22 protein-coding genes are annotated in these 22,222 nt (G+C 65.5%); 9 read left to right on the top strand and 13 right to left on the bottom strand.

All coding sequences use genetic code 11. The features are described from left to right. Nucleotides 1-621: 621 nt before the first annotated feature. The 9 genes from AC1DUN_RS06695 to AC1DUN_RS06655 all read right to left on the bottom strand — a co-directional run bounded on the left by AC1DUN_RS06695 (nucleotide 622) and on the right by AC1DUN_RS06655 (nucleotide 11,404). Entirely contained in the window at nucleotides 622-3,711 is a 3,090-nt protein-coding gene (locus AC1DUN_RS06695; protein ID WP_477713280.1) for an efflux RND transporter permease subunit, read from the bottom strand. A gap of 25 nt (nucleotides 3,712-3,736) precedes the next feature. Then, the gene (locus tag AC1DUN_RS06690; protein WP_477713716.1) at nucleotides 3,737-5,293 is read right to left on the bottom strand and encodes an efflux RND transporter periplasmic adaptor subunit; all 1,557 of its coding nucleotides are present in this window, start codon (nucleotides 5,291-5,293) and stop codon (nucleotides 3,737-3,739) included. Between the two features lie 229 nt (nucleotides 5,294-5,522). Further along, nucleotides 5,523-6,437: a ribokinase gene (locus AC1DUN_RS06685; protein ID WP_477713279.1), complete on the bottom strand. Its 915-nt coding sequence runs from the start codon at nucleotides 6,435-6,437 to the stop codon at nucleotides 5,523-5,525. After that, a complete protein-coding gene (locus AC1DUN_RS06680; RefSeq protein WP_477713278.1) occupies nucleotides 6,438-7,736 on the bottom strand; it encodes a TRAP transporter large permease in 1,299 nt (432 codons plus the stop codon). Further along, nucleotides 7,733-8,212 (bottom strand): TRAP transporter small permease, encoded by a 480-nt coding sequence (locus AC1DUN_RS06675; protein ID WP_477713277.1) that lies wholly within the window; start codon nucleotides 8,210-8,212, stop codon nucleotides 7,733-7,735. Before AC1DUN_RS06675 ends, AC1DUN_RS06680 begins: the two co-directional genes overlap by 4 nt. A gap of 26 nt (nucleotides 8,213-8,238) precedes the next feature. Then, entirely contained in the window at nucleotides 8,239-9,255 is a 1,017-nt protein-coding gene (locus AC1DUN_RS06670) for a sialic acid TRAP transporter substrate-binding protein SiaP (RefSeq protein WP_477664765.1), read from the bottom strand. 61 nt (nucleotides 9,256-9,316) lie between these two features. Further along, on the bottom strand, nucleotides 9,317-10,249 hold the full coding sequence (locus AC1DUN_RS06665) for a dihydrodipicolinate synthase family protein (protein WP_074574773.1): 933 nt from the start codon (nucleotides 10,247-10,249) through the stop codon (nucleotides 9,317-9,319). Continuing rightward, entirely contained in the window at nucleotides 10,246-10,953 is a 708-nt protein-coding gene (locus tag AC1DUN_RS06660) for a GntR family transcriptional regulator (RefSeq protein WP_074574767.1), read from the bottom strand. Before AC1DUN_RS06660 ends, AC1DUN_RS06665 begins: the two co-directional genes overlap by 4 nt. A 4-nt stretch (nucleotides 10,954-10,957) precedes the next feature. After that, complete coding sequence (locus AC1DUN_RS06655) at nucleotides 10,958-11,404, bottom strand: RbsD/FucU family protein (RefSeq protein WP_477713276.1); 447 nt, start codon at nucleotides 11,402-11,404, stop codon at nucleotides 10,958-10,960. Between the two features lie 130 nt (nucleotides 11,405-11,534). Between AC1DUN_RS06655 and AC1DUN_RS06650 the strand changes: the two genes are divergently transcribed. The 4 genes from AC1DUN_RS06650 to AC1DUN_RS06635 all read left to right on the top strand — a co-directional run bounded on the left by AC1DUN_RS06650 (nucleotide 11,535) and on the right by AC1DUN_RS06635 (nucleotide 14,698). Further along, entirely contained in the window at nucleotides 11,535-12,551 is a 1,017-nt protein-coding gene (locus AC1DUN_RS06650; protein ID WP_477713275.1) for an aldo/keto reductase, read from the top strand. Further along, entirely contained in the window at nucleotides 12,548-13,414 is an 867-nt protein-coding gene (locus tag AC1DUN_RS06645) for an amidohydrolase family protein (protein ID WP_477713274.1), read from the top strand. The genes AC1DUN_RS06650 and AC1DUN_RS06645 overlap by 4 nt, the downstream gene beginning before the upstream one ends. After that, entirely contained in the window at nucleotides 13,411-13,926 is a 516-nt protein-coding gene (locus tag AC1DUN_RS06640; protein WP_477713273.1) for a GNAT family N-acetyltransferase, read from the top strand. The genes AC1DUN_RS06645 and AC1DUN_RS06640 overlap by 4 nt, the downstream gene beginning before the upstream one ends. Before the next feature lie 172 nt (nucleotides 13,927-14,098). Then, nucleotides 14,099-14,698 carry a hypothetical protein gene (locus AC1DUN_RS06635; RefSeq protein ID WP_477713272.1) on the top strand — a complete coding sequence of 200 codons (600 nt, stop codon included), beginning with the start codon at nucleotides 14,099-14,101 and terminating at the stop codon, nucleotides 14,696-14,698. 747 nt (nucleotides 14,699-15,445) lie between these two features. On the opposite strand, the gene AC1DUN_RS06630 is transcribed toward AC1DUN_RS06635, so the two are convergent. The 4 genes from AC1DUN_RS06630 to AC1DUN_RS06615 all read right to left on the bottom strand — a co-directional run bounded on the left by AC1DUN_RS06630 (nucleotide 15,446) and on the right by AC1DUN_RS06615 (nucleotide 18,233). Beyond that, complete coding sequence (locus tag AC1DUN_RS06630; protein WP_477713271.1) at nucleotides 15,446-16,648, bottom strand: MFS transporter; 1,203 nt, start codon at nucleotides 16,646-16,648, stop codon at nucleotides 15,446-15,448. 31 nt (nucleotides 16,649-16,679) lie between these two features. Continuing rightward, complete coding sequence (locus AC1DUN_RS06625) at nucleotides 16,680-17,318, bottom strand: aquaporin (RefSeq protein ID WP_477713270.1); 639 nt, start codon at nucleotides 17,316-17,318, stop codon at nucleotides 16,680-16,682. 62 nt (nucleotides 17,319-17,380) lie between these two features. Beyond that, complete coding sequence (locus tag AC1DUN_RS06620) at nucleotides 17,381-17,833, bottom strand: ArsI/CadI family heavy metal resistance metalloenzyme (RefSeq protein WP_477713269.1); 453 nt, start codon at nucleotides 17,831-17,833, stop codon at nucleotides 17,381-17,383. 37 nt (nucleotides 17,834-17,870) lie between these two features. Next, complete coding sequence (locus AC1DUN_RS06615; RefSeq protein ID WP_477713268.1) at nucleotides 17,871-18,233, bottom strand: ArsR/SmtB family transcription factor; 363 nt, start codon at nucleotides 18,231-18,233, stop codon at nucleotides 17,871-17,873. A gap of 105 nt (nucleotides 18,234-18,338) precedes the next feature. Here AC1DUN_RS06615 and arsC point away from each other — a divergent pair, with 105 nt between their 5' ends. The 5 genes from arsC (at nucleotide 18,339) to AC1DUN_RS06590 (ending at nucleotide 22,185) form a co-directional block, all read left to right on the top strand. Continuing rightward, the gene (gene arsC, locus AC1DUN_RS06610) at nucleotides 18,339-18,773 is read left to right on the top strand and encodes an arsenate reductase (glutaredoxin) (protein ID WP_477713267.1); all 435 of its coding nucleotides are present in this window, start codon (nucleotides 18,339-18,341) and stop codon (nucleotides 18,771-18,773) included. A gap of 180 nt (nucleotides 18,774-18,953) precedes the next feature. Continuing rightward, on the top strand, nucleotides 18,954-19,229 hold the full coding sequence (locus tag AC1DUN_RS06605) for a hypothetical protein (RefSeq protein ID WP_477713266.1): 276 nt from the start codon (nucleotides 18,954-18,956) through the stop codon (nucleotides 19,227-19,229). Between the two features lie 123 nt (nucleotides 19,230-19,352). Then, nucleotides 19,353-20,219 (top strand): GNAT family N-acetyltransferase, encoded by an 867-nt coding sequence (locus tag AC1DUN_RS06600; RefSeq protein WP_477713265.1) that lies wholly within the window; start codon nucleotides 19,353-19,355, stop codon nucleotides 20,217-20,219. Then, on the top strand, nucleotides 20,219-21,082 hold the full coding sequence (locus AC1DUN_RS06595) for a UDP-2,3-diacylglucosamine diphosphatase (protein ID WP_477664795.1): 864 nt from the start codon (nucleotides 20,219-20,221) through the stop codon (nucleotides 21,080-21,082). Before AC1DUN_RS06600 ends, AC1DUN_RS06595 begins: the two co-directional genes overlap by 1 nt. Beyond that, nucleotides 21,079-22,185, top strand: a complete 1,107-nt coding sequence (locus AC1DUN_RS06590; RefSeq protein ID WP_477713264.1) for a glycosyltransferase family 4 protein — start codon at nucleotides 21,079-21,081, stop codon at nucleotides 22,183-22,185. The genes AC1DUN_RS06595 and AC1DUN_RS06590 overlap by 4 nt, the downstream gene beginning before the upstream one ends. The last annotated feature ends 37 nt before the right edge of the window (nucleotides 22,186-22,222 follow it).

Genomic DNA, 22,222 nt, shown 5'->3' with positions numbered 1-22,222 from the left:
CGGCCTTTGTGCTTTTTGCTGAGGCTTGCTGGCCGGGGGTTGCCCGGCGGCAAGTAACTTTCTTTTGCTTCGCCAAAAGAAAGTCACCAAAGAAAAGGCGACCCGCAGTCTGGGTCCCTCCGCTTCGCTTCGGGCAACCTGCGGTGCTCGACTCCGGCGGGGTCTCGCGCAAACTCGCCTTCGGCTCAAACAAGCGCGATCCCTGATCCGCCTCCGTCTGCGCTCCTCGGCCCAGCCAGGACGGGGAAAGCGGGAGCGGGGACAAATACCGACAAGGACACGCCATGGCGTGTCCTTGTTTCTTCAGGTATTCGGTATTGGTTTTCGGCTGTTTGGTATTTTTGTCCCCACCCCTTGTGGATGCGCCGAGGAGCGCAGGGCCAGACGGATCAGGGCAAAAACTTGTTTGAGCGAAGCGAGTTGTTTTTGACCCCGGCTGGACCGAGCACCGCAGGTTGCCCCGGAGCGAAGCGCAGGGGACGCAGGAACCAGGGTCGCCTTTCTTTTGCTTACTTTTCTTTGGCGAAGCAAAGAAAAGTGAGTTGCCGCCGGGCAACCCCCGGCCAGCAGGCCTTTGCAAAGAACAAAAACCTTGAAAACGGGAGAATGAGGGAAAGGCCCTCATGCAAGAACCTCTTTCTTGCGTCCAAACCTCCGCCCCAGGCGGTCAAAGCCTAGATAGATGACGGGCGTGGTAAACAGCGTGAGCATCTGGCTCACAATCAGCCCGCCAAAAATCGACAACCCCAGCGGCTGCCGCAGCTCGGCGCCCTCACCAAACCCCAGCATCAGCGGCACGGCGGCGAAGAGGGCGGCCAGTGTGGTCATGAGGATGGGGCGAAAGCGCAGCAGCGCCGCCTGGTGAATCGCTTCTTGGGGGGACTTGCCTTCGTTGCGTTCGGCGTCAATCGCGAAGTCGATCATCATGATGGCGTTTTTCTTCACGATGCCTATCAGCAGGATGATGCCTATGATGCCTATGACCCCGAGGTCGGAGCCGCTGAGCATGAGGGCCAGCAGGGCGCCCACGCCGGCCGAGGGCAGGGTGGAGAGAATCGTCAGCGGGTGGATGTAGCTTTCATACAGAACGCCGAGCACGATGTAGACGCAGATCACGGCGGCCAGGATCAGCCACAGCTGGTTGGACAGCGAGGCCTGGTAGGCGCCGGCCGCGCCCAGGAAGCTCAGGGTCACGCTGCCGGGCAGGCCCACGTCTTTGGCGGCCTGGCGGATCTCGTCGACGGCGCGGCCCAGGGAGGTGCCGGGCGCGGTGTCAAAGCCCAGCGTGGTGGCCGGGTACTGGGCCACGCGGGTGATCTGCAGCGGCGCGGGCTGCTCGCGTATGGTGGCGATCGCCGAGAGCGGCGTGGTGCTGCCCGAGCCGGTCTTGAGCCGCAGCGCGCCCAGTGAGGCGGGCGTGGCCAGCGGGTCCGGCATGGCTTCGAGGATCACGCGGTACTGGTTGGTCTCGGTGAAGATGGTGGAGACGATGCGCTGGCCGAAGGCGCTGTAGAGCGCGTCGTCAATCGACGAGGTGGTGACCGCCAGGCGCGAGGCGGTGTCGCGGTCCACGTTGATGTAGGCCGAGGCGCCGCTGGAGCCGGCGTCGGAGGCCACGTTGCGCACGCCGGGCAGCTGGCGCATGCGCTCGGCGAGCTTGTTGGCCCAGAGCACCACGGTGGCGTTGTCCGAGCCCTCGAGCGAGACGCGGAACTGCGTGGGGCCGGTCTCGGCGTCAATCGTCAAGTCCTGCGTCGGTTGCAAGTACAGCGTCACGCCGGCCACCTGGCCAACGCGCTCCTTGAGCCTGTCCATGGTCTCCTGCTGGCTGCCGCTGCGGCTGGACTTGAGGTTGATTAGCATGCGGCCGGTGTGCAGCATGGTGTTGTTGGCCGCGTCCACGCCTATGAAGGAGCTCAGTGTTTCAACGTCCGGGTCCTCGAGAATGGCCTTGGCCGCCGCCTGCTGAAGTCCGGCCATGCGGGCATAGGACACCGACTGCGCGGTCTCGATGCGGGCCTGCAGCTGGCCGGTGTCCTGCGTGGGGAACAGGCCCTTGGGGATCAGCACATACAGCAGCACCGTGAGCAGCAGCGTGGCCAGCGCCACCAGCAGGGTCAGGCCCTGGCGCCTGAGCACCCAGGTGAGCCAGCGGTCGTAGTGGTGGATGACCTTGTCGAAGAAGCGCTGCATGGCCTGGCCGAAGCGGCCGCCTTCCGGCTCGCCCTCGGGGTGGCGCGTGAGCCAGCGTGCCGACATCATGGGCACCAGGGTCAGCGAGACCACCGCGGAAATCAGGATGGTGATGGCCAGCGTGACGGCGAACTCGCGGAACAGCCGGCCCACCACGTCGCCCATGAAGAGCAGCGGGATCAGCACCGCGATCAGCGAGACCGTCAGCGAGATGATGGTGAAGCCGATCTGCGTCGCGCCTTTGAGGGCGGCGGCCATGGGCGCCTCACCTTCCTCGATGTAACGCGAGATGTTTTCTATCATCACGATGGCGTCGTCGACCACAAAGCCGGTGGCGATGGTCAAGGCCATCAGGCTCAGGTTGTTCAGGCTGTAGCCCAGCAGGTACATGGCGCCGCAGGTGCCGACCAGCGAGATCGGCACGGCCAGGCTGGCGATCACGGTGGCGCGCAGGCTGTGCAAAAACGCAAAAATCACCAGCACCACCAGCAGCACGGCCAGCACCAGTTCGATTTCGACATGCAGCACCGAGGCGCGTATGCCGGTGGTGCGGTCGCTGAGTACCTCGACATTGAGCGCGGTGGGCAGGCCGGCCTGCAGTTCGGGCAGGCGCGCCTTGATGGCGTCCACCGTGGCGATCACATTGGCGCCGGGCTGGCGCTGCACGTTGAGGATAATGGCCGGCTTCATGCCTGACCAGGCGCCCAGCTTGATGTTTTCTGCGCTGTCGACTACTTGCGCGACGTCGGAAACGCGAATCGCCGCACCGTTGCGGTAGGCGATGACCAGGCGCTGGTAGTCGCTGGCGGCGACCAGCTGGTCGTTGGAATTGATGGAATAGGAGCGTGTGGGCCCGTCAATGCTGCCCTTGGCGCCGTTGGCGTTGGCGGCGCTGATGGCGGTGCGCAGCGAATCCAGGCCCAGGCCGTAGGAAGCCAGGGCGCGCGTGTCGGCCTGTATGCGCACGGCGGGGCGCTGCCCGCCGCTCAGCGAGACCAGGCCCACGCCGTTGACCTGGCTGATCTTGAGCGCCAGCCGCGTGTTGACAATGTTCTGCACCTCGGTGAGCGGCAGCGTGTCGGAGGTAATCGCCAGCGTGAGCACCGGCGCATCGGCCGGATTCACCTTGGCGTACACGGGCGGGGCGGGCAGGTCGGCGGGCAGCAGCGAGCCGCCGGCGTTGATGGCGGCCTGCACTTCCTGCTCGGCCACGTCCAGCGTCAGCCCCAGGCCGAACTGCAGCGTGACGATGGAGACGCCGGCCGCGCTGGTGGAGCTCAAACGCTGGAGGCCGGACATCTGGCCGAACTGGCGCTCCAGCGGCGCGGTGACCGTCTGGGCCATGACTTCGGGGCTGGCGCCGGGGTAAAGCGTCTGCACCTGGATGGTCGGGTAGTCGACCTGCGGCAGGGCCGAGAGCGGCAAGAACTTGAAACCCACGAGGCCGGCCAGCACGATGGCCACCATCAGCAGCGAGGTGGCGACCGGGCGCAGGATAAAGGGACGTGATGGGCTCATGCGGGGAAATCCTGACGGGAAGGCGTCATTGCGCCGGCCGTTCGCCGCCCTGGCGTTTTTCCCTCATGCTGCGCCAGCGTTCGAGCGCGGCGGGGTCGCCGGCGTCTATGGCCGCGAGAAAGCGTTGGCGACGCTCCAGGGCCGCCGGGTCGTCCTTGACCTGGTCCAGCATGCGCTTGCGCTGTTCGGGGGTCGGGCCTTCAGCCGAAGCGGAGGCCGCAGCCGGGGCGCTGGCCGCAGATGACGAAGAGGCGGGCGCGGCGGATGCTGCTGCGGAAGGCGCCGGTGCGGAAGCGCCCGAACCCGGTGCGGAGGCCGCGCCGCGCTGGCGCTTGCCGCCGCCGCCCCCGGGGCCGCGCCCCCCGCCACCGGGCGGATCGCCGGGCAGGACCACGGAGGCGCCGTCCTTGAGCCGGTCCGCGCCTTCGGTGATGACTCGCTCGCCCACCTCCAGGCCGGAGGCGATCACGACCTTGTCGACGGTGGCCTGGCCGCGCTTGATGGGCCTGAGCGAGACGGTGCGCTCCTTGGCGTTGACCACATAAACATATTCGCCGCTGCTGCCCATGCGCACGGCCGTCACCGGCACCACGATGGCGTTGTCGATGGTGCGCACCTGCAGGCGCACGTTGACGAACTGGCTGGGGTAGAGCTTGAACTCGCTGTTGGCAAAGCGGGCCTTGGCCTTCACGGTGCCGGTGGTGATGTCGACCTGGTTGTCGAGCGAGGCGAAGCTGCCGGTGTCCAGCGTGACGGCTCGTGTCCTGTCGAGCGCGGTGACCTGCATGGCGATGCCCTTGGCGGCATTTTGCTGCAGCTCGCCGACCTGGTCCTGCGGAATCGCGAAGACGACGTCTATGGGCGTGATCTGGGTGATCAGCGCGATGCCGTTGGCGTCGCCGCTGCTCACCACATTGCCCACGTCCACGGCGCGCAGGCCGACGCGGCCGCTCACCGGCGCGACCACACGCGTGTAGCCGAGGTTAAGCCGGGCCGTGCCCTCATTGGCCTTGTCGACGACCACCGTGCCTTCGAGCTGCTTGACCAGCGCGGCCTGGGTGTCGACGTCCTGGCGGGCGATGGAGTCCTGCTCCAGCAGGGTCTTGTAGCGCTGCAGCTGCACGCGCGCGCTGTCGAGCTGGGCCTCGTCGCGCTGGCGCTGGCCGGTGGCCTGCATCAGCGCCATTTCAAACTGGCGCGGGTCTATGGTGGCCAGCAGCTCGCCGGCCTTGACCATCTGGCCTTCCTTGAACAGCACTTTCTGCATCACGCCCGAGACCTGGGGCGTGACCCTGACGCTGGCCTGCGGCGTGACGGTGCCCAGGGCTTCCAGAACAATCGGGATGCTGGCGCGTTCGGCGGTGGCCACGCCGACCGTGGTGGCCGGCGCGCCGCGCCGGCCGCCGGCAAAACCACCACCAGCGGCGTCGGCGGAAGGGTGGGTCAAATGCCAGGCCAGCCAGCCTATGCTGGCCAGGGCGATCACGGCGATGACGCTGCCTATGATGGACGCGCGGCGGCTGATGCGCTTGCGGGGAGGGGTTGCGGCGCTGGTCTGCGGCGTTTCGGCTTTCGGGTCCATCGGCTGTCCTTGGGTGCCCGCCGCGCCCACGGGTGGATGCGGCATTTTTTTGTGTTGGATGAGGCCGTTGGCCAAGCCCCGAGGGCCTGCTCGAACAGCGCTCAGGAATTATCACTGCAAGCCCGAGGGCGCAGGTATACGCCCCGAAAGAGGCGCGTAAATATCCGGTAAAGCGGCCTTGCGCCTACAGCGCGGCGGGAAACAAGGCCGTGAAAAGGTCGTGGTGGTTTCAGCCCAGCAGCGCAGCCACATCGACCAGGCGCGGAATGCCGTCTATGGCGCCGTGGCGCGTCACCGAGAGCGCTGCCGCCGCGTTGGCCCATTGCATGGCTACGGGCAGTGCTTCGCCGCGCGCCAGCGCGGCCGCGAGCGCGCCGGTGAAGGTGTCGCCCGCGCCAATGGTGTCGCGCACGGCCATGGGGCGGCCCGGTATCGAATGCGGCGCCTGGCCGGCCTGGTAGAGGCGGCAGCCGGCCGCGCCCAGCGTGACCAGCACGGCGCGGGCGCCGCGCTCCAGCAGGCGCGCGGCGGCCTTGTCGGTCGAGCCGGCGTGCGCCTGGCCGGCCAATAGAAGGAGTTCGCTCTCGTTGGGCGTGAGCACGTCGACCAGCGCGAGCATCTCATCACTCAGCGGCCGCGCGGGTGCGGGATTGAGCACGGTCAGGGCGCCGGCCGCGCGGGCCAGGGCAAAGGCCTGCAGCGCGGCCTCGGCCGGCACTTCGCAGGAAGCCATCACGACGCGGCAGCCCGCCAGCAGCGCGGCCGCGGCCTGCGCATGGCGCGCGCCCAGGCCGCTGCCGGCGCCGGGGTAGACGGCAATGCTGTTGTCGCCGTCTTCATAGACCAGGATTTGCGCGACGCCGCTGCGCTCGCCGGCTACCTGCTCGACATGCGAGGTGTCTATGCCTTCGGCATGCCAGAGATCCATGCCCATGCGGCCGAAGTCGTCCTCGCCTATGCGGGCCAGCAGCGCCACGCGCGCGCCCTGGCGCGCGGCGGCCACCGCGGCATTGCTGCCCTTGCCGCCCGGGCTGATGCTGAAGTCGCTGGCCATCAGCGTCTCGCCGCGGGCAATCGGCCGCGCCACCTTGGAGATCAGGTCGGCGTTCCAGCTGGCGACGCAGACGACATCTGCCACAGTCATTTACTTGGCTCCGTAGCCCATGGTTTGTGGGAGCCACAAGACGATCTGTGGAAAGCAGGTCATGGCCAGCAAGAGCAGCAGCAGCATGACCAGGAAAGGCCAGCCTTCCTTCATCATCTCGCCGATGGGAATGCCGGTCAGCGCCTTGGTCACGAACAGCAGCATGCCAAAGGGCGGGTGGATCAGGCCGATCATCATGTTGAGCACCACCAGCACGCCGAAGTGCACCAGGTCCACGCCCAGCAGCTTGGCCGCGGGCAGCAGCATGGGCACAAAGACCAGCAGCAGCACCGAGACGTCCAGGAAGCAGCCCAGCACCAGGAACATGACGTTCACCATCAGCAAAAAGCCGATCTGCGAGAAATGCATGCTATCGACCCACACGGCCATGGACTGCGGCACGCCTTCGGCGGTGAAGGCGTAGTTGAGCATGAAGGAGCCGGCCAGGATCATGGTGATCACCGCGCTGGCACGTGTGGATTCCATCACCACGCCCCAGAAGCTGCGCCAGGTGAGAGCCCGGAACACCAGGGCCGCGAGGATGAGCGCATGCAGCGCCGCCACGGCGGCCGCTTCGGTCGGCGTGAAGATGCCCGAGTAAATACCGCCCAGCAGCACGATGGGCATGGACAGCGGCAGCGCGCCGCGAAAGATCAAGCCGGCCCATTCCGAGCGCGGCACGGGCTCGTCGCGCGGCATGTTGCGCTTCTTGGCGATGACCGCGACCACGCCCATCATGAGGCCGGCCATCAGAAAGCCCGGCACCACACCGCCCAGGAACAATGCGCCTACCGAGGCGCCCGAGACCAGCGCATAAATCACCATGGGGATGGACGGCGGGATGATGGGGCCCAGCGTGGCGCTGGCCACCACCACGGCGCCGGCAAAGCCGCGCGTGTACTCGGGTTTCTTGAGCATCTGGCGAATCGTGACCAGGCCGGGGCCGGCGGCGTCGGCGATCGCGCTGCCGCTCATGCCCGAGAAGATCACGCTGACCAGGATGTCCACCTGCGCCAGACCGCCGCGCATGCGGCCCACCAGGATGCGGCAGAAGTCGAAGATCCGTTCACTGACCGTGCCCGCGTTCATGATGTTGGCGGCGAACACAAACAGCGGAACGGCCAGCAGCACGTAGCTGTTGTACAGGCCGTTGCCGATCTGCTCGGCCACCAGGCCCACGTCCTGGCCCTTGGCCACGAGATAACCTATGCCGGCCGCGATCATCGAAAAACCGATGGGCATGCGCAGCAGCATGCCGCCCGCCAGCACCCCAACCAATATCCAGATTCCGCTTGTCATATGCGCAGCTCCGCTTCAAGACCCTTGCCACGGATCGCATTCCAGATCGCCCAGGCCGAGCGCACCGCCAGGGCGGCGAGCAGCAGCACAAAAGGCATGAAGACCCATTGGAAGGACACGCCCAGCACGGGCGTTCCCTCGCGGGCCATGAAGTGCACATAGTCCCAGCAGCCGGGGATGCCCCAGGCCGCGAGGCCGCCGATCAGCAGGTTGCCGACAATGGCCATGGCCTGGCGGACACGGTAGGGCGCGTTGTTCCACAGCAGGTCGAACACCACGTGCTCACGCTCAGGCACGACCACGGCGGCGGCCCACAGGATGACCCAGACATACAGGATCACGGCCGCCTCGTCGGTCCAGGCCAGGGGCTTGCCGAAGAAAAAACGCGCCGTGATCTGGATCACGAACACGATGAACAGGGTCAGGAAGAGTCCGCCGCCAATCAGGTTGGCGGCTTTTTGGGGCCAGCTTTTCATGGGCGTTGTGGTGTTTGCCGCGGGACTTATTTGGTCGCGTTGATGCGCTCAAGCAGGCCCTTGGGCCAGACCTTGGCGTATTCGGAGTTCAGGTAAGTCGTCTGCACGGTCTTTCGGAAGGCGTCCACGTCCGGTGTGGTGACCTGCAGGCCTTCCTTCTTGAAGAAGTCGACCAGCTGGCCTTCTTCCTTGATGCGGTTTTCGTTGTTGTAGACGGCTGCCGCCTGGGCCGCCGCCTTGACCTTGGTCTTTTGCGCCGGGCTCATGGCGTTCCAGGCCTTGTTGGAAATCGAGATGAAGATGCCGTCCACCAGGTGGCTGGTCATGACGATCTGTTTGGTGACTTCATAGAACTTGGCGGCGCGCACCGAGGGCAGGGGATTGTCCTGGCCGTCTATGGTGCCGGTCTTCAGGCCCAGGTAGACCTCGCCGAAAGCCAGCGGCGTGGGCGTGGCGCCCAGCGCCTCGCCGAGGAACAGCCATTCCTTGGAGCCCGGCATGCGCAGCTTGATGCCCTTGAGGTCGGCCGGCACCTTGACGTTGTGGGCTTCGCGCAGGTTGACCTGGCGCGTGCCGAGGTAGACGGTGGACAGCGGGGTCACTTCCATCTTCTCCGAGACGGTCTTGAACATCTCGGTGCCTATGGGGCCGGAAAACACCTTTTGCTGGTGGTCCGGGTCGCGCACGATGTAGCCGGCGGTGAAGATGGAGAACTCGGGCACCAGCTTGGCGATGTCGAAGGCCGAGATCGAGGAGAGCTCGAGGTTGCCGCGTGCCATGGCGGTCGGCTCCGTGCCCTGTTTGAACAGCGAGGCGTTCAGGTTGATCTGCACGTCGAATTCGCCGGGCGCGCTTTTTTCGAGGTTGTCCTTGAAGACCGTCCACATCTTGGCGTGCCAGTCGTCGGGCACGGCCGGGGTGGAGACGCGCAGCACCATCTTGTTCTGGGCCTGGGCCGCGGGCAGCAGCGTGCCCATCAGCAAGGTGGCGGAAGCCGCGGCTAAAAGGGTGCGGCGAAGGGTGGACGAGAGGGAAGTCTTCATGGTTGTCTCCTTTTTTAGGTCAATCGTTGTTGGGCTCAGGCCCCGGGTCGGCGTTCGGCAGTCACTCGGATTTTGTATCAATCCCGAAAGCGCTGATGGTTTTTTCCAGCGCCTTGTATTCGTCAGCGGTCAAGGCCACCAGCGGCGCGCGCACGCGCAGCCAGGCGGCATCGCCGCTCAGCATGGCCATGATGCCCTTGAGCGCGGGCATCAGCGAATAGCCGTCCAGCAGGCCTATCAGCTTGATCACGCGCTCGCGCTCGGCGGGCGTCGCCGGCGCCGCAGGCTCGGTCACCAGGCGCTTGACGAGGCGCGGCATGAAGTTGGCCACGCCGCTGATGGCGCCGGTGCTGCCGCGCTTGCCCATCTCGGGCAGGTCGGGTTCAAAACCGACGTAAACCGTCATGTCCTTCATGAAGGCATTGGCCAGGCCCACCGAGTGTTCGGTGCTGCAGGCGCTGTCCTTGATGCCGACGATGGTGTCCGGGTATTGCTTCTTGAGCGTGGCGATCACGTGGTGCGACAACGGCACGCCCGTGACCTGGGGGATGTGGTACAGGTAGAGCTTGAAGGGCGTGCCGGCCATGCCGTCGATGACGTAGCGGTAGCTGTCGATGATGCCCTGGTCGGACACGCCCTTGAGGAAAAACGGCGGCAGCATCAGGCAGCCGTGCACGCCGGCTTTCACGGCGTGGCGCGTGAGCTCCAGCGTCTCGGGCAGGGCGGCGCAGCTGGTCGAGACCATGATCTGCCTGGCGGGAATGCCGTTCTTGATGAGCTGCTCTATCGCCTCCTTGCGTTCGGCCAGCGAAAAGGACGGGCCTTCGCCCGTGGTGCCGAAAGCCGTCACCCCGGGGCAACCGCTGGCAATCAGCGCCTTGCAGTGGGCGGCGAACTTGGCGTGGTCTATGTCCAGGCCGGCCGTGAGCGGCGTCAGCAGGGCGGGCCAGATGCCGCGAAAGGAATTTTCGGCGGCGGGAAAGGAACTCGTCATTCAGGGATCTCCAGAGACCACGGCATTGCGGGCCGCGGCAGGCCGAGCACGCGGCGGTGCGCACTCTCGATGTGATGGCCCAGGCGGTCGACCACGGCTTGCGGGTCGCGCCGCTTGAGGGCATCGATGAACCAGAGGTGCTCTTCCATCGCGGGAATCAGCACATCCGGGGAAAGGGAGGAGGCTTCGAGTTTGATCAGGCGCACCCGCAGGCTGTTGATGCGGTAGACCTCGGAAATCAGCTCGTTGCCCAGCGTGTCTATCATGAGGTCGTGCAGGCCCCAGTCCACCGTGGTGGCGTCTTCGAGCAGCGCGTCGTCGATGGCCTTTTTGCGCGCGCGCTTCACGATGTTGAGGTGCGCCTGCTCAATCGCGGCGAGGTCGGCGTCGGACACCGTGGTGACGAAGCGGCTGGCGGCCTCGCGCTCGAGCAGGCCGCGCAGCTGGAAGGCGTTGTTGATCAGCTTGAGGTCCACATGGGCCACCTGCAGGCCGCGCTGCGGCACGGTCTTGACCAGGCCCTCGGCTTCCAGTCGCGGGATCAGCTCGCGCACCGCGCCCAGCGGCATGCCCAGCAGCTGCATGAGTTCGCGCTGCGAGACGAACTGCCCGGGCCGTATGTTGGCGTCGACGATTTGCTGCTGGAAGCTCTCATAGGCCTGGGCACGCAGGCTGATGGGCGCGGGGGGTGTGGGGTTGCTCATCAGCTCAGCCGTGGTCGCTCGCGATGACGCCCTTGCGCAGCAGGATGTTGCCGTACTTGCGCTGCTCGCCGGTCTGCAGGATCAGGAAGGCCGATTGGGCGCGCTCGTAAAACGCAAAACGCTCCAGCGAGGCGGCCGGGCGCTCGCCGGCCTGGTGCAGCACGGTGGTAAATTCGGCCACCGGCGGGGGAACCGCTTCGGGGTCGCCCACCACCTGCATGGTCCAGGCGGCTTCGGGCACATAGTCGTCCAGCGGCAGCAGGCGCAGCACCGCGGCCAGCGCCTGCGGCGCGGTCACGCCCGCCAGTGCTACCAGCCGGGCGCCGCTTTTACGCGCCACTTGGGCGGCCGGGAAATTGGCATCCACAATCGCCAGGTCATCGCCGTGGCCCATGCTGGCCAGGGCATGCAGGGCGTCGGGCGTGAGCAGCGGTGGAATGTTCTTGAGCATGGGAGAAAGTGTTCTTGGCTGGGAACCCGGTTTTTGTGAAAACCTCGGGATTTCCCGCTGTCAATGACTGACATGTTAGTCATAACATAACTGAACTTTTATTAGGATTAACCCTGAAACCGGTTTCAACATGACGACTTTGGACATGGCCCCTGTGTTTTCCGCCTGCAAAGAAAGCGGCCTGCGGCTGGGCCTGGGCGGCGCGCCGCTGGGTAACCTGTTTGCCGCCGTGAGCGATGCCGAGGCCAGGGCGCTGGTCGACGCGGCCTGGGCCGACGGCTGCCGCACTTTCGACACCGCCCCGCATTACGGCCACGGCCTGTCGGAGCGGCGGCTGGGCGATGCGCTGCGCGGCCACCCGCGGGACAGCTATGTGCTGTCGAGCAAGGTGGGGCGGCTGCTGTTGCCCGACGCGAACGCGGCGCGTGCCCAGCACGGTTATGTGGACATCCTGCCCTTTAACCAGGTGTGGGACTTCAGCGCCGCGGGCACTCGCCGCAGCGTGGAAGACAGCTTGCAGCGCCTGGGCCTGCCGCGCCTGGACGTGGTCTATGTGCACGACCCGGATGCGGCCTCACACGGCGAGCGCGCGCCGGCTGTGCTGCGCCAGCTGCTGGATGAAACCCTGCCCACGCTGCGCGCGATGAAACACGAAGGGCTGATACGCGCCATCGGCCTGGGCACCAATGATGTGGAAGTGGTGCTGCAGGTGCTGCGCGAAGCCGGGCTGGATGTGCTGATGCTGGCCGGGCGCTACAGCCTGCTGGACCACAGCGCGCTGCCGGCGCTGCTGCCGCAGTGCGCGGCGCGCGGCGTGCGCATTGCGCTGGGCGGCGTGTTCAATTCGGGCATCCTGGCGACCGGCGCGCGCGGCACGGCCAGCTTCAACTATGCGCCGGCCGCCCGCGAATGGCTGGAGCGCACGGCCCGCATCGAGTCGGTTTGCGCGGCGCACGGCGTGCCGCTGCGCGCGGCGGCCCTGCAGTTTCCGCTGGCCCACCCGGCCGTCGACATCGTGATGCTGGGCGCGCGCCGGGTCGCCGAGTGGGCCGATGCGGTGGCCATGATGCGGCACCCGATTCCCGCGGCTTTCTGGGCGGATCTGCGCGCCCTGGGCCTGCTGCCCGTGGAGGCGCCCACACCATGAAGATCATCGATGCGCACTTTCACTGCTGGGAACTGGCGCGCGGCGACTACGGCTGGCTCACGCCGGCGCTGGCGCCCCTTTACCGCGACGTGGCCGTGGCCGACTGGCGGGCGCAGTCGCGGTCGCACGGCGTGCGCGGCGGTGTGCTGGTGCAGGCCGCGCCCACCGAGGCGGAAACACACTTCCTGCTGGAGCAGGCCGACGCCAACCCGGCGGTGCTGGGTGTGGTGGGCTGGGTCGACATGCTGGCGGCCGACGCGCCGCGCCGCATAGAGGCGCTGGCGCGGCACCCACGGCTCAAGGGCTTGCGGCCCATGCTGCAGGATATCGCCGACCCTGAATGGATATTGCAGCCCGCGCTCGCCCCGGCCCTGCATGCCATGGCGGATTGCGGCCTGGTGTTCGACGCGCTGGTCAAGCCCGTGCACCTGCCGCACATCCTGGCCCTGGCCGGCCGCCACCCCGAGCTGCGCATGGTGATAGACCACGGCGCCAAGCCCGATATCGCGGCAGGCCAGTGGCAGCCCTGGGCCGAGGGCATTGCGCGCATCGCGAAAGAGACCCAGGCCATGTGCAAACTCTCGGGCCTGCTGACCGAAGCCGGTCCACGCCCCGCGCCGGGCGCGGTGCGGCGCTGGGCCGAGCATGTGTTGCAAAGCTTTGGCACGGACCGTGTGGTCTGGGGCAGCGACTGGCCGGTACTGGAGCTGGCCGCTCCCTATGCGCTGTGGTGGGCAGTGTCGCGGCAATTGCTGGAAGGCCTGGACATGGAAAGCCAGGCGGCGGTGATGGGCGGCAACGCGATAAGGCTTTATGGGCTTCACATTCCCCAAAAAAGCGGCGTCCCTAAAATCGCCGTATGACCGAAGCCGCAGCCTCTTCTTTTTCTTCTTCCCTGCGCGTCTGCCGCGCCGACTATGCCGACCCGGTGCACGCGCGCGCCCTGGTGCAACTGCTGGACAGTTATGCGCAGGACCCGGCCGGCGGCGGCAAGCCGCTTAGCGACTTCGCCAAAACCCATCTTGTCAAGGAACTCGCGGCCCGCCCGCAGGCCTTCAGCGTGCTCGCGTTTGACGGCGACCAAGCCGTGGGCCTGGTCAACTGCATCGAGGGCTTTTCCACGTTTGCCTGCCGCCCGCTGGTCAATATCCACGACGTGGCCGTGCTGCCCGGCCACCGCGGCCGGCGCATCGCCGAAAAAATGTTGGCGCTGGTGGACGAGATCTCGCGCGAGCGCGGGGCCTGCAAGCTGACGCTGGAAGTGCTGCAGGGCAACCTGGGCGCGGTCAAGCTGTACGAGCGCGTGGGCTTTGCGGGCTACCAGTTGGACCCGGCCATGGGCCAGGCGCGGTTTTTTCAGAAGTGGCTGGAGTGAGCGCACCGGAAACTGCACGCGCCATCCCCAGGCTCGTAGTTTGCCCGCCGCGCTTAAGTTGTTGATGTTGTTGCTGATCGGAGCTGTTGGACCGTTGCTAAGATGTCTGCCATCCGCCGGAAACGAACTTCGTTAGCGGCTCAGAAGATCAATATTTCGAGGGCGCACTCCTATGCTCAAATCCGTCGCTGCCGCAATCGCATTGGCAATCACACTTTCCGCATGCCATTCACCGTCCAGGATCATCGAGGCGGACAAGTGGACCGTGACTCAGCGCAAGGAGCAGCTCGTGCTGACCGAGCGCATCTCCTACTCTAGCACTTGGGACACCGGCCTGAAAGTGGTCGAAGGCGCCATGCCTGGTATCTACAAGGCGGAGCGCGAAGACCCGGAGGGCGTTTACTTTATCGGCAGCGGCAAACCTATTTGGTTTTCGATCCCCGGCAACAAGAGTGTGAGCACCTTTGTCCGGCAAGGCGGCATCTATGTGCCTCATAACCGCACCGTGCCGCCGCACTTCATCTTTGTGGTGGAGTCCACTGCGCCGCTCGCCGGCAGCATCAACGACTACGAGCTGCAACAGACGGTGCAGAACATCGCCCTGCCGAGCAACGGTCCAGTTACCGGTGCCCAAATTGCCGGAGGCGCAATTGGCTTTGCTGTCGCATCTGCGTTTGCAACACTGAATGATGGAAAGTACACCAGGCTGTTTCCGATCCACGACGCAGCGGTCAGGCAGAAAATCCTCGCCGGAATTCAGTCATCACCGTAATTTTTTTCTGTTCGGGCATTACCGGCAGCGGCGCAAGCGAGCACAGGCGGCGCGTTGGGGACAACCGGGATACAACCCTCGCGGAGAAACCGCAGCGTGGCGGATGCTCTCATTGTCTCTCACTCAAAATGTCAGCGCAGTGCGAGTTCGGCTGAGAAAGGGATGTGTTCATCTGTGTCCTGTATCGAACAGGCGTTGCGACGAGGGAACCGTCCGTTTGCATTTCTCTAACCGTCATACGGCACGTTGGGGGTTCATACGAAAACTCGACCAAGTAGCGCGAGCCCCGATGTGGAGTAAACGTAGCAACTCTGGAGCAATCAAACTTTCGATTGAAATTTGACGGGTCGGGACGAGTACTGCCGGCATTCAACCCAAAGAGTTGTTCCGCTTTCACCTGGAAGGTGAACTCGGAATTTTCCAATACTTCATTCTTGTAGATTGAGCTTCCTTGACCAGTTCGCACGGAAGCGAGGCCACCACAGCTTGCAGGTTCCTTATGAGCCGAGAGGAAGACGCTGTATTGAGGACTTGGATTCCGGACCGTCACAGATGCCTGAGGTTCCGATGGTGTCGGTGGAACATAAGTCGCAGCGCAGCCACACAGGGACGCGACAACCATGACGATGGCCATTTTTTTCATGCTTGTTCCTTTATTCATAAGGTTGGTGTAAATGCTTGTTAACAGCGCGATCACATTGGGGCGCCGACGCGCGTCTGTTTATGGCCGATAGCGGGCATCCTAGCTCAATCCCCGTGCCGAGCTGTCGCGGCAGCAGGATCCCGCAGCAGCATCAACGCCGCAAACGCCACCAGCCCCAGCGCCGCTGAAAACCACAGCGCACCCGCACCAAAGCGATCAATCGCCAGGCCGAACAGCCAGGGCGCCGTCGCCTGCGCAAAGCGCGCCGGCACCATCAAGAGGCCCTGGCGCGCGCCGTAATCACGCACGCCGAACAGCACCAGCGGCAGCGTGCCTTTGGCAATCGTCAGCACGCCGTTGCCGGCGCCGTGCAGTACCGTAAACACCGCCCCGGCCGGCACGCCGAAAAACAGGAAAGCCGCCGCGCCCAGCGTGTGCAGGCTGCCGGCCACGCGCGCCGAGACCAGCGGGTGGATGTTGCGCAGCAAGCCGTATTCGAGCAGCCGGCCGGCCACCTGCGCGGGGCCGACCAGGCCGGCAAACACCAGCGCGGTGGCCAGCGGCACGCCATGGGCTTGCAAGAGGCGCGGCAAATGCGAGGCCATAGCCGTGCTGATAAACCAGGTCAAGGCAAACACCAGTGCCAGCAGCACCGCCGTGCGGGTGGCACTGCGAGATGGGGTGGGCGCAGCCGCTTCGGTTTGGGCCTTGTCTGCATGGACTTCAGTGGGAAGGGCTGCGGCAGGTGAAGCCGGCAAGCGCCAGTTGAGCGGCAGGCCCAGCAGCAGATGCAGCGCCGCCCAGGCCAGGCAGGTGGCGCGCCAGCCCCATTCAAGCTCCAGCCAGGCCGACAGCGGCCAGCCCACGGTGCTGGCAAAGCCGGCGAACAGCGTGATGCCGGTGATGGCACCGCGTGCATCCTTGCCGTACAGGTGCACCAGCGCGGCAAAGCCCGCTTCGTACAGGCCCGCGGCCATGGCCACGCCCAGGATCACCCAGCCGGCAATGAGGCCTACCGGCCCCTGCGCCAGTGCCAGGACAACGAGGCCGGCGGCAAACACAAAGCTGTTGGCGGCCAGCACCGGCCGGCCGCCATGGCGGTCTATGGCCTTGCCCGCGGCCGGCCCCAGCAGGGCAGAGACCACCAGCGCGGCCGAGAAAGCGGCGAACACCGTGGGTGTGCTGACGCCCAGCTCGCGCGCCATGGGCACGGCCAGGATGGCGGGCAGGTAGTAGCTGGAGGCCCAGGCCAGGGTTTGGGCAATGCCCAGCTGGACGATGGTGGCGGCGCGGCTCTGTGAAGTCACAGGCACAAGGGTACAAGAAAGCGCCTGGCGCTCAGTCCTGGCCGGCCACCTGCCATACGCCCAGCGCACGATGCAGCGCCACGCCCGCCAACGCACCCGCCGCCTGGGCCAGCACAAAGCCGGGGGCGCTGGCCGGTGCGATGCCGGCAAAGCTGTCCGAGAGCATGCGACCCAGCACGGCCGCCGGGTTGGCAAACGAGGTGCTCGCGGTAAACCAGTAGGCGGCGCCTATGTAGCAGGCGACCATGGCCGGTGCCTTGGCCGCGGGCGCGCGCAGCACGACAAGGATCAGCCCGGCGGTCGCGACGGCCTCGGCCAGCCACTGGCCTGTGCCGCTGCGAATCTTGGCGCTGAACTGCAGCAGGCTCGTGTCAAACATCGCATGGGCCAGCCAGGCACCCGCGACTGCGCCCAGCAGCTGGCTGGTGATCAACAGAAGGGTTCTTCGCGTGCGCTTGCCGGAGGCCGCGGTTTTGGGCCCGAGCACCAAGGTCACCAGCGGGTTGAAGTGCGCGCCGCTGACCGGGCCCAGCAATTCAATCAGCACATAAAGCGCAAACACCGTGGCCAGGGTATTGGCCAGCAGGGCCACACCCATGTTGCCGGCCGAAAGCCGCTCGGCCATGATGCCCGAGCCTATGACGGCGCAGAGCAGGGCGGCTGTGCCCACGAACTCGGCGACAAGCTGGTGTGTAAGGCGGGGCTCCTGGCCTTGGGCGGCCCCTGCAGGCTTTAACAGCACGCCGCAGCCGCGCCCGATGTTTTGCTCTCCGCCGCGGCGCAGCAGGCCGAAGCGGCGGCCGGCTTGGCTTCGCTGAACACCGGGATGCTGCCCAGCGTGTGGAACTGTTCCCAGGCAATGCCTTGCGGGTCGGTGAGCCAGTATTTGTCGCTGCGGGCGTAGCAGCAGGTGGTGGGGCCCTCATCGAGCAGTGTCATGTCGGCGCGGGTCGCGTGGGCTTTCAGCGCCTCCAGCTCTTCGGCCTGGTCGACCTGTATGCCCAGGTGGTCCACACCGGGCGCATCACCGCGCGTGGAGATCGCAAAGTTGACCGGCGGGTCGCTGAGCATCCATTTGGCATAGTCGGCTTCGGTGCGAGCGGGCTGTTGGTCGAACATGGCTGAATAAAAGGCGATGTTTTTTTCAAGGTCTTTGACATGGACGTGGACATGGAAGCGTTTCATGGGGCTCTCCTGGGGTGGTTGCGGTGAGGGGGATGGATCAGCAGGTGGCGCAACCGGCCTTGGGGTCGACTTCGCAGGCGCCGCCTTCGCAGCAGTGCTCGGTCAAATAGCCGAGCAGGGCGTTCATCTGGCCGAAATTGGCGCGGTAGATCAGGTTGCGGCCGCGCGCCTCGCTGTTAACCAGGCCCGAATGCGACAGTTCTTTGAGGTGGAAAGACAGCGCACTGGCGGCGATGCCCAGCTGCTCGGCGATGGCGCCCGGCGTCAGGCCCTCGGGGCCGGCCACCACCAGGGCGCGAAAAGCGCGCAGGCGCTGGGCCTGGGCCAGGGCGGCCAGTGCCTTGACGGCGGCGCTTTCATCGAGAACGGTCGATGGCTGGTTTTGTATTAAAGATTCCATAATTCAAATATAATTGAATTATTGAATCGAGGCAAGTTGCCGTATTCTCAGCCCTCTCTTTTCATCCCCTTTTCTCAATCCGTCCACTTCCAGGAGCGAAACCGCATGCCAGCCGTCCCCAAGGTCACGATTTACCACAACCCCAAATGCGGCACTTCGCGCAATGTGCTGGGGCTGATACGCAATGCCGGCATAGAGCCCGAAATCATCGAATACCTCAAGACGCCGCCCACGCGCGAAAAGCTGCAGGAACTGATTGCGCAGATGGCCGTGCCCGTGAGTGACGTGGTCCGGCAAAAGGAAGCCATCTACCAGGAACTGGGCCTGGGCGCGCTCGGCGACGAGGCGCTGCTGGATGCCATGCTGGCCCATCCCGTGTTGATCAACCGGCCCATCGTGGTCACGCCCCTGGCCACGCGCCTGTGCCGGCCGTCGGAAGCCGTGCTGGACATCCTGCCTTTGCCGCAGCGCGGCGCTTTCAGCAAGGAAGACGGCGAACAGGTCGTCAATGAGCGTGGCGAGCGCGTGACCAAGCCTTAAGTCCTTCCGTCTTGCCTTATCCCGGCGCGACCTCGCGCGCCGCGGTCTCCCCGCGGATTTCTCCTCCGCCGTCTCCCGGCCTGTGGCTTCCCAGCCACGTCTGCAGGCCCACCGTACCGTGTCACACAACTGCCATTGAACTGACACGAACGCGTCACCCCCCACTCCCAGAATCACGTCATGACCAGCATGACTGAGCACCCGATGGGACTCCATTCACATGACAGGCAGGACGCAGGCGCCGCGCGCGGCCTGGGCGCCGGCATACAGGACCTGAACAAGCAGTGCCTGCGCATTTTGCGCTGCACGGCCCAGGCCCTGGCCAACAGTCCTGGCGGCCTGCGCTTCAAGGCCGGCACCCGGCCTTGGCTGGAGGGTTTGTCGAACGCGCGGCCGGCGCTGATTGCCGGCCTGGGGCGGCGCGGCAAGGCGGTTTCGCTGGCCACCGGTGATTGAGTGTCGAAGCCCCTTTTTGGGGCTTTTTTACAGGCGGCCGAAAAACCGCGAGTCCGAGTGAGTGAGCTTGCTGAAGTTGGTCAAAACCGAAGTTGTTGAGACACAAGGAACAAGGAGTTAGCCATGAAAGAACTGCCCAATCCCACCTTTGCATTGTCGCCAGTCGCAATGCCACGGGGGTCACTTCATCAAAGCGGTCATGCTGTCAGTCCAGCCCCTGTTCAAAGGGCTCCCGTGGGGAAAATCTCGGTCAGCTGGGCCCGGCACCAGGACGAGGTCCGGCAGGCGCAACGCCTGAGGTACCAGGTCTTCGCGCTCGAGATGGGCGCCACGCTGTCCAAGACGCTGCCCGGCCATGACGTGGACCTGTTTGACGATTATTGCGAGCACCTGCTGGTGCGCGACGCCGACAGCCAGGAAGTGATTGGCACCTACCGCGTGCTCACGCCCACCCAGGCCAAGCGCGTGGGCAGCACCTACAGCGACACCGAGTTCGACCTGACCCGCCTGCGCGCGCTGCGCGAGCGCATGGTCGAGCTGGGCCGCAGCTGCGTGCATGCCGACCACCGCCACGGCGGCGTCATCCTGGCGCTGTGGGGGGCGCTGGCCGAATTCATGTCGCGCAACCAGCTCGACACCATGATTGGCTGCGCCAGCATCCCGATGCAGCACAACGGCGTGTCCAACGGCCACGCGGCCGCCAGCATCTGGCGCCAGGTGCGCCAGACGCACCTGGCCCCCATCGAATACCGCGTCACGCCGCGCCTGGCGCTGCCCGTCGAGAAGCTCGACGACACACTGGACGTGGAGCCGCCCGCGCTGATCAAAGGCTATTTGCGCCTGGGCGCCAAGGTGCTGGGCGCACCGGCCTGGGACCCGGATTTCAACTCGGCCGACCTTCCCATGATGATGCGCATCGCTGACCTGCCGCCGCGCTACCTCAAGCATTTTTCCGGCAAACCGGTGCCGGGCAACGCCACGGAGGCCTGATGCGGAACATGTTTGACGCCATGGGGGCGCTGGGCAACGGCTTCGGCGGGGGGGAGGGCGACCACGACGATGACGATTCGCTGCGCAAGCGCTACCGCACCATCTTCATCTCCGACATCCACCTGGGCACGCCGGGCTGCCAGGCGGCGGCCCTGCTGGATTTCCTCAAGGCCCACCCCAGCGACAACCTGTACCTGGTCGGCGACATCGTGGACGGCTGGCAGTTGCGCCGCCGCTGGTACTGGCCGCAGTCGCACAACGACGTGGTGCAAAAGCTGCTGCGCCGCGCCCGCAAGGGCTGCCGCGTGGTGTATGTACCAGGCAACCATGATGAGTTTGCGCGTGAATTTATCGGCAACCAGTTCGGCGGCATCGAGGTCATCGATGAAGCCGTGCACACCACCGCCGACGGCCGCCAGTTGTGGATCATCCATGGCGACTATTTCGATGCGGTGGTGCAGTGCGCCAAATGGCTCGCCTATGTGGGCGACAACCTGTATGAATTCACGCTCAAACTCAACCGCTACCTGAACGGCCTGCGCGCCCGCATGGGCCTGCCTTACTGGTCGCTGTCGGCCTACCTGAAGCAAAAGGTCAAGAGCGCCCTCAACTACGTCACCGACTTCGAGGTGGCGGTGGCCAACGAGGCGCGCCGGCGCGGCCACCAGGGCGTGGTCTGCGGCCACATCCACCGCGCCGAGATGCGCGAGATCAACGGCGTGCTGTACTGCAATGACGGCGACTGGGTGGAAAGCCGCACCGCGCTGGTGGAAAACTTCGACGGCACGCTGGAGCTGGTGCATTGGGCGCCGGCCCATGAGACCCAGGGCCGCGGCCACGCCGCCTCCACGGTGGTCGCATGAGGATCGCCCTGGTTACCGATGCCTGGCAGCCGCAGGTCAACGGTGTGGTTACCACGCTGGTCGAGCTGGTGCGCGAACTCGCGGAACTGGGCCACCAGGTGGAAGTCATCCACCCGAACCTCTTCAAGACCCGGCCTTGCCCCGGTTATGCCGGCATAGACCTGGCGGTGCGCCCCAAGCGCGGGCTGACCGATAAGCTGGACGCCTTCCAGCCCGAAGCCATCCACATCGCCACCGAAGGCCCGCTGGGCTGGGCGGCGCGCGGCTACTGCCTCAAGCGCGGCCTGCGCTTTACCACGGCCTTTCACACCAAGTTTCCCGAAATCCTGCATGCGGCGCTCAAGATCCCGCTGTCCTGGGGTTATGCGCTGTTCCGCCACTTCCACAGGCCTTCGTCGGGCGTGATGGTGCCTACCCAGGGCGTGCTGCGCATGCTGGAGCAGCGCGGCTTCCAGAACCTGCGCGGCTGGGCGCATGGCGTAGACACCGGGCTTTTTGGTTTTGAGCCGCAGCCGCGCCCGCATCCGCCCATGGGCACGCTGCTGCGCCCGGTGTCGCTGTTTGTGGGCCGGGTGTCTTACGAGAAAAACATCGAGTCCTTCCTCAAGCTGGACATTCCGGGCACCAAGGTGGTCTGTGGCGTGGGGCCTCTGGAAGAGTCGCTCAAGCAGCGTTACCCCCAGGTCCGCTGGATGGGCGTGCTGGCCCGCGACGAGCTGGCCAAGGTCTATGCCGCGGCCGACGTCTTTGTGTTCCCGAGCCGCTCGGAAACCTTCGGCCTGGTGATGCTTGAAGCCATGGCCGCCGGCACGCCGGTGGCGGCTTATCCGGTCGACGGCCCGCTGGAAGTTCTCGGAAAAGCCGACGGAAGCTGTCACGGCGGTGTCATGAATGAAGATTTGCAACAGGCTTGTTACGGTGCGCTGGCCGTGCCGCGCCATGAAGCGCGCCAACGCGCGCTGGACTTCAGCTGGGGCCATGCGGCCCAGCTTTTTGAGTCTTTCCTCGTAGCCGCTGCACACAACAAGGCCAGGGACAGCACTTGCCAGCCTTTTCAGGCCGGTGCAACATCAGTCAAAAGTACTGTCACGCCATTGTCATGAAACACGTCAACACTGTGACTTGTTACTAATGACACGT

The sequence above is a fragment of the Polaromonas sp. P4_F6 genome (assembly GCF_056401275.1).
Note: the sequence above shows the minus strand (reverse complement) of the source record. Positions and strands in the feature narration are given on the sequence as shown.

Bases quoted from the DNA above. Each gene is read 5' to 3' on its own strand.
- AC1DUN_RS06695 (WP_477713280.1), bottom strand. From the start codon at position 3,711: ATGAGCCCATCACGTCCCTTTATCCTGCGCCCGGTCGCCACCTCGCTG.
- AC1DUN_RS06605 (WP_477713266.1), top strand. From the start codon at position 18,954: ATGACCAGCATGACTGAGCACCCGATGGGACTCCATTCACATGACAGG.
- AC1DUN_RS06685 (WP_477713279.1), bottom strand. From the start codon at position 6,437: ATGACTGTGGCAGATGTCGTCTGCGTCGCCAGCTGGAACGCCGACCTG.
- AC1DUN_RS06665 (WP_074574773.1), bottom strand. From the start codon at position 10,249: ATGACGAGTTCCTTTCCCGCCGCCGAAAATTCCTTTCGCGGCATCTGG.
- AC1DUN_RS06660 (WP_074574767.1), bottom strand. From the start codon at position 10,953: ATGAGCAACCCCACACCCCCCGCGCCCATCAGCCTGCGTGCCCAGGCC.
- AC1DUN_RS06645 (WP_477713274.1), top strand. From the start codon at position 12,548: ATGAAGATCATCGATGCGCACTTTCACTGCTGGGAACTGGCGCGCGGC.
- AC1DUN_RS06650 (WP_477713275.1), top strand. From the start codon at position 11,535: ATGACGACTTTGGACATGGCCCCTGTGTTTTCCGCCTGCAAAGAAAGC.
- arsC (WP_477713267.1), top strand. From the start codon at position 18,339: ATGCCAGCCGTCCCCAAGGTCACGATTTACCACAACCCCAAATGCGGC.
- AC1DUN_RS06620 (WP_477713269.1), bottom strand. From the start codon at position 17,833: ATGAAACGCTTCCATGTCCACGTCCATGTCAAAGACCTTGAAAAAAAC.
- AC1DUN_RS06675 (WP_477713277.1), bottom strand. From the start codon at position 8,212: ATGAAAAGCTGGCCCCAAAAAGCCGCCAACCTGATTGGCGGCGGACTC.
- AC1DUN_RS06600 (WP_477713265.1), top strand. From the start codon at position 19,353: ATGAAAGAACTGCCCAATCCCACCTTTGCATTGTCGCCAGTCGCAATG.
- AC1DUN_RS06670 (WP_477664765.1), bottom strand. From the start codon at position 9,255: ATGAAGACTTCCCTCTCGTCCACCCTTCGCCGCACCCTTTTAGCCGCG.
- AC1DUN_RS06655 (WP_477713276.1), bottom strand. From the start codon at position 11,404: ATGCTCAAGAACATTCCACCGCTGCTCACGCCCGACGCCCTGCATGCC.
- AC1DUN_RS06640 (WP_477713273.1), top strand. From the start codon at position 13,411: ATGACCGAAGCCGCAGCCTCTTCTTTTTCTTCTTCCCTGCGCGTCTGC.
- AC1DUN_RS06595 (WP_477664795.1), top strand. From the start codon at position 20,219: ATGCGGAACATGTTTGACGCCATGGGGGCGCTGGGCAACGGCTTCGGC.
- AC1DUN_RS06615 (WP_477713268.1), bottom strand. From the start codon at position 18,233: ATGGAATCTTTAATACAAAACCAGCCATCGACCGTTCTCGATGAAAGC.
- AC1DUN_RS06590 (WP_477713264.1), top strand. From the start codon at position 21,079: ATGAGGATCGCCCTGGTTACCGATGCCTGGCAGCCGCAGGTCAACGGT.
- AC1DUN_RS06680 (WP_477713278.1), bottom strand. From the start codon at position 7,736: ATGACAAGCGGAATCTGGATATTGGTTGGGGTGCTGGCGGGCGGCATG.
- AC1DUN_RS06690 (WP_477713716.1), bottom strand. From the start codon at position 5,293: ATGGACCCGAAAGCCGAAACGCCGCAGACCAGCGCCGCAACCCCTCCC.
- AC1DUN_RS06635 (WP_477713272.1), top strand. From the start codon at position 14,099: ATGCTCAAATCCGTCGCTGCCGCAATCGCATTGGCAATCACACTTTCC.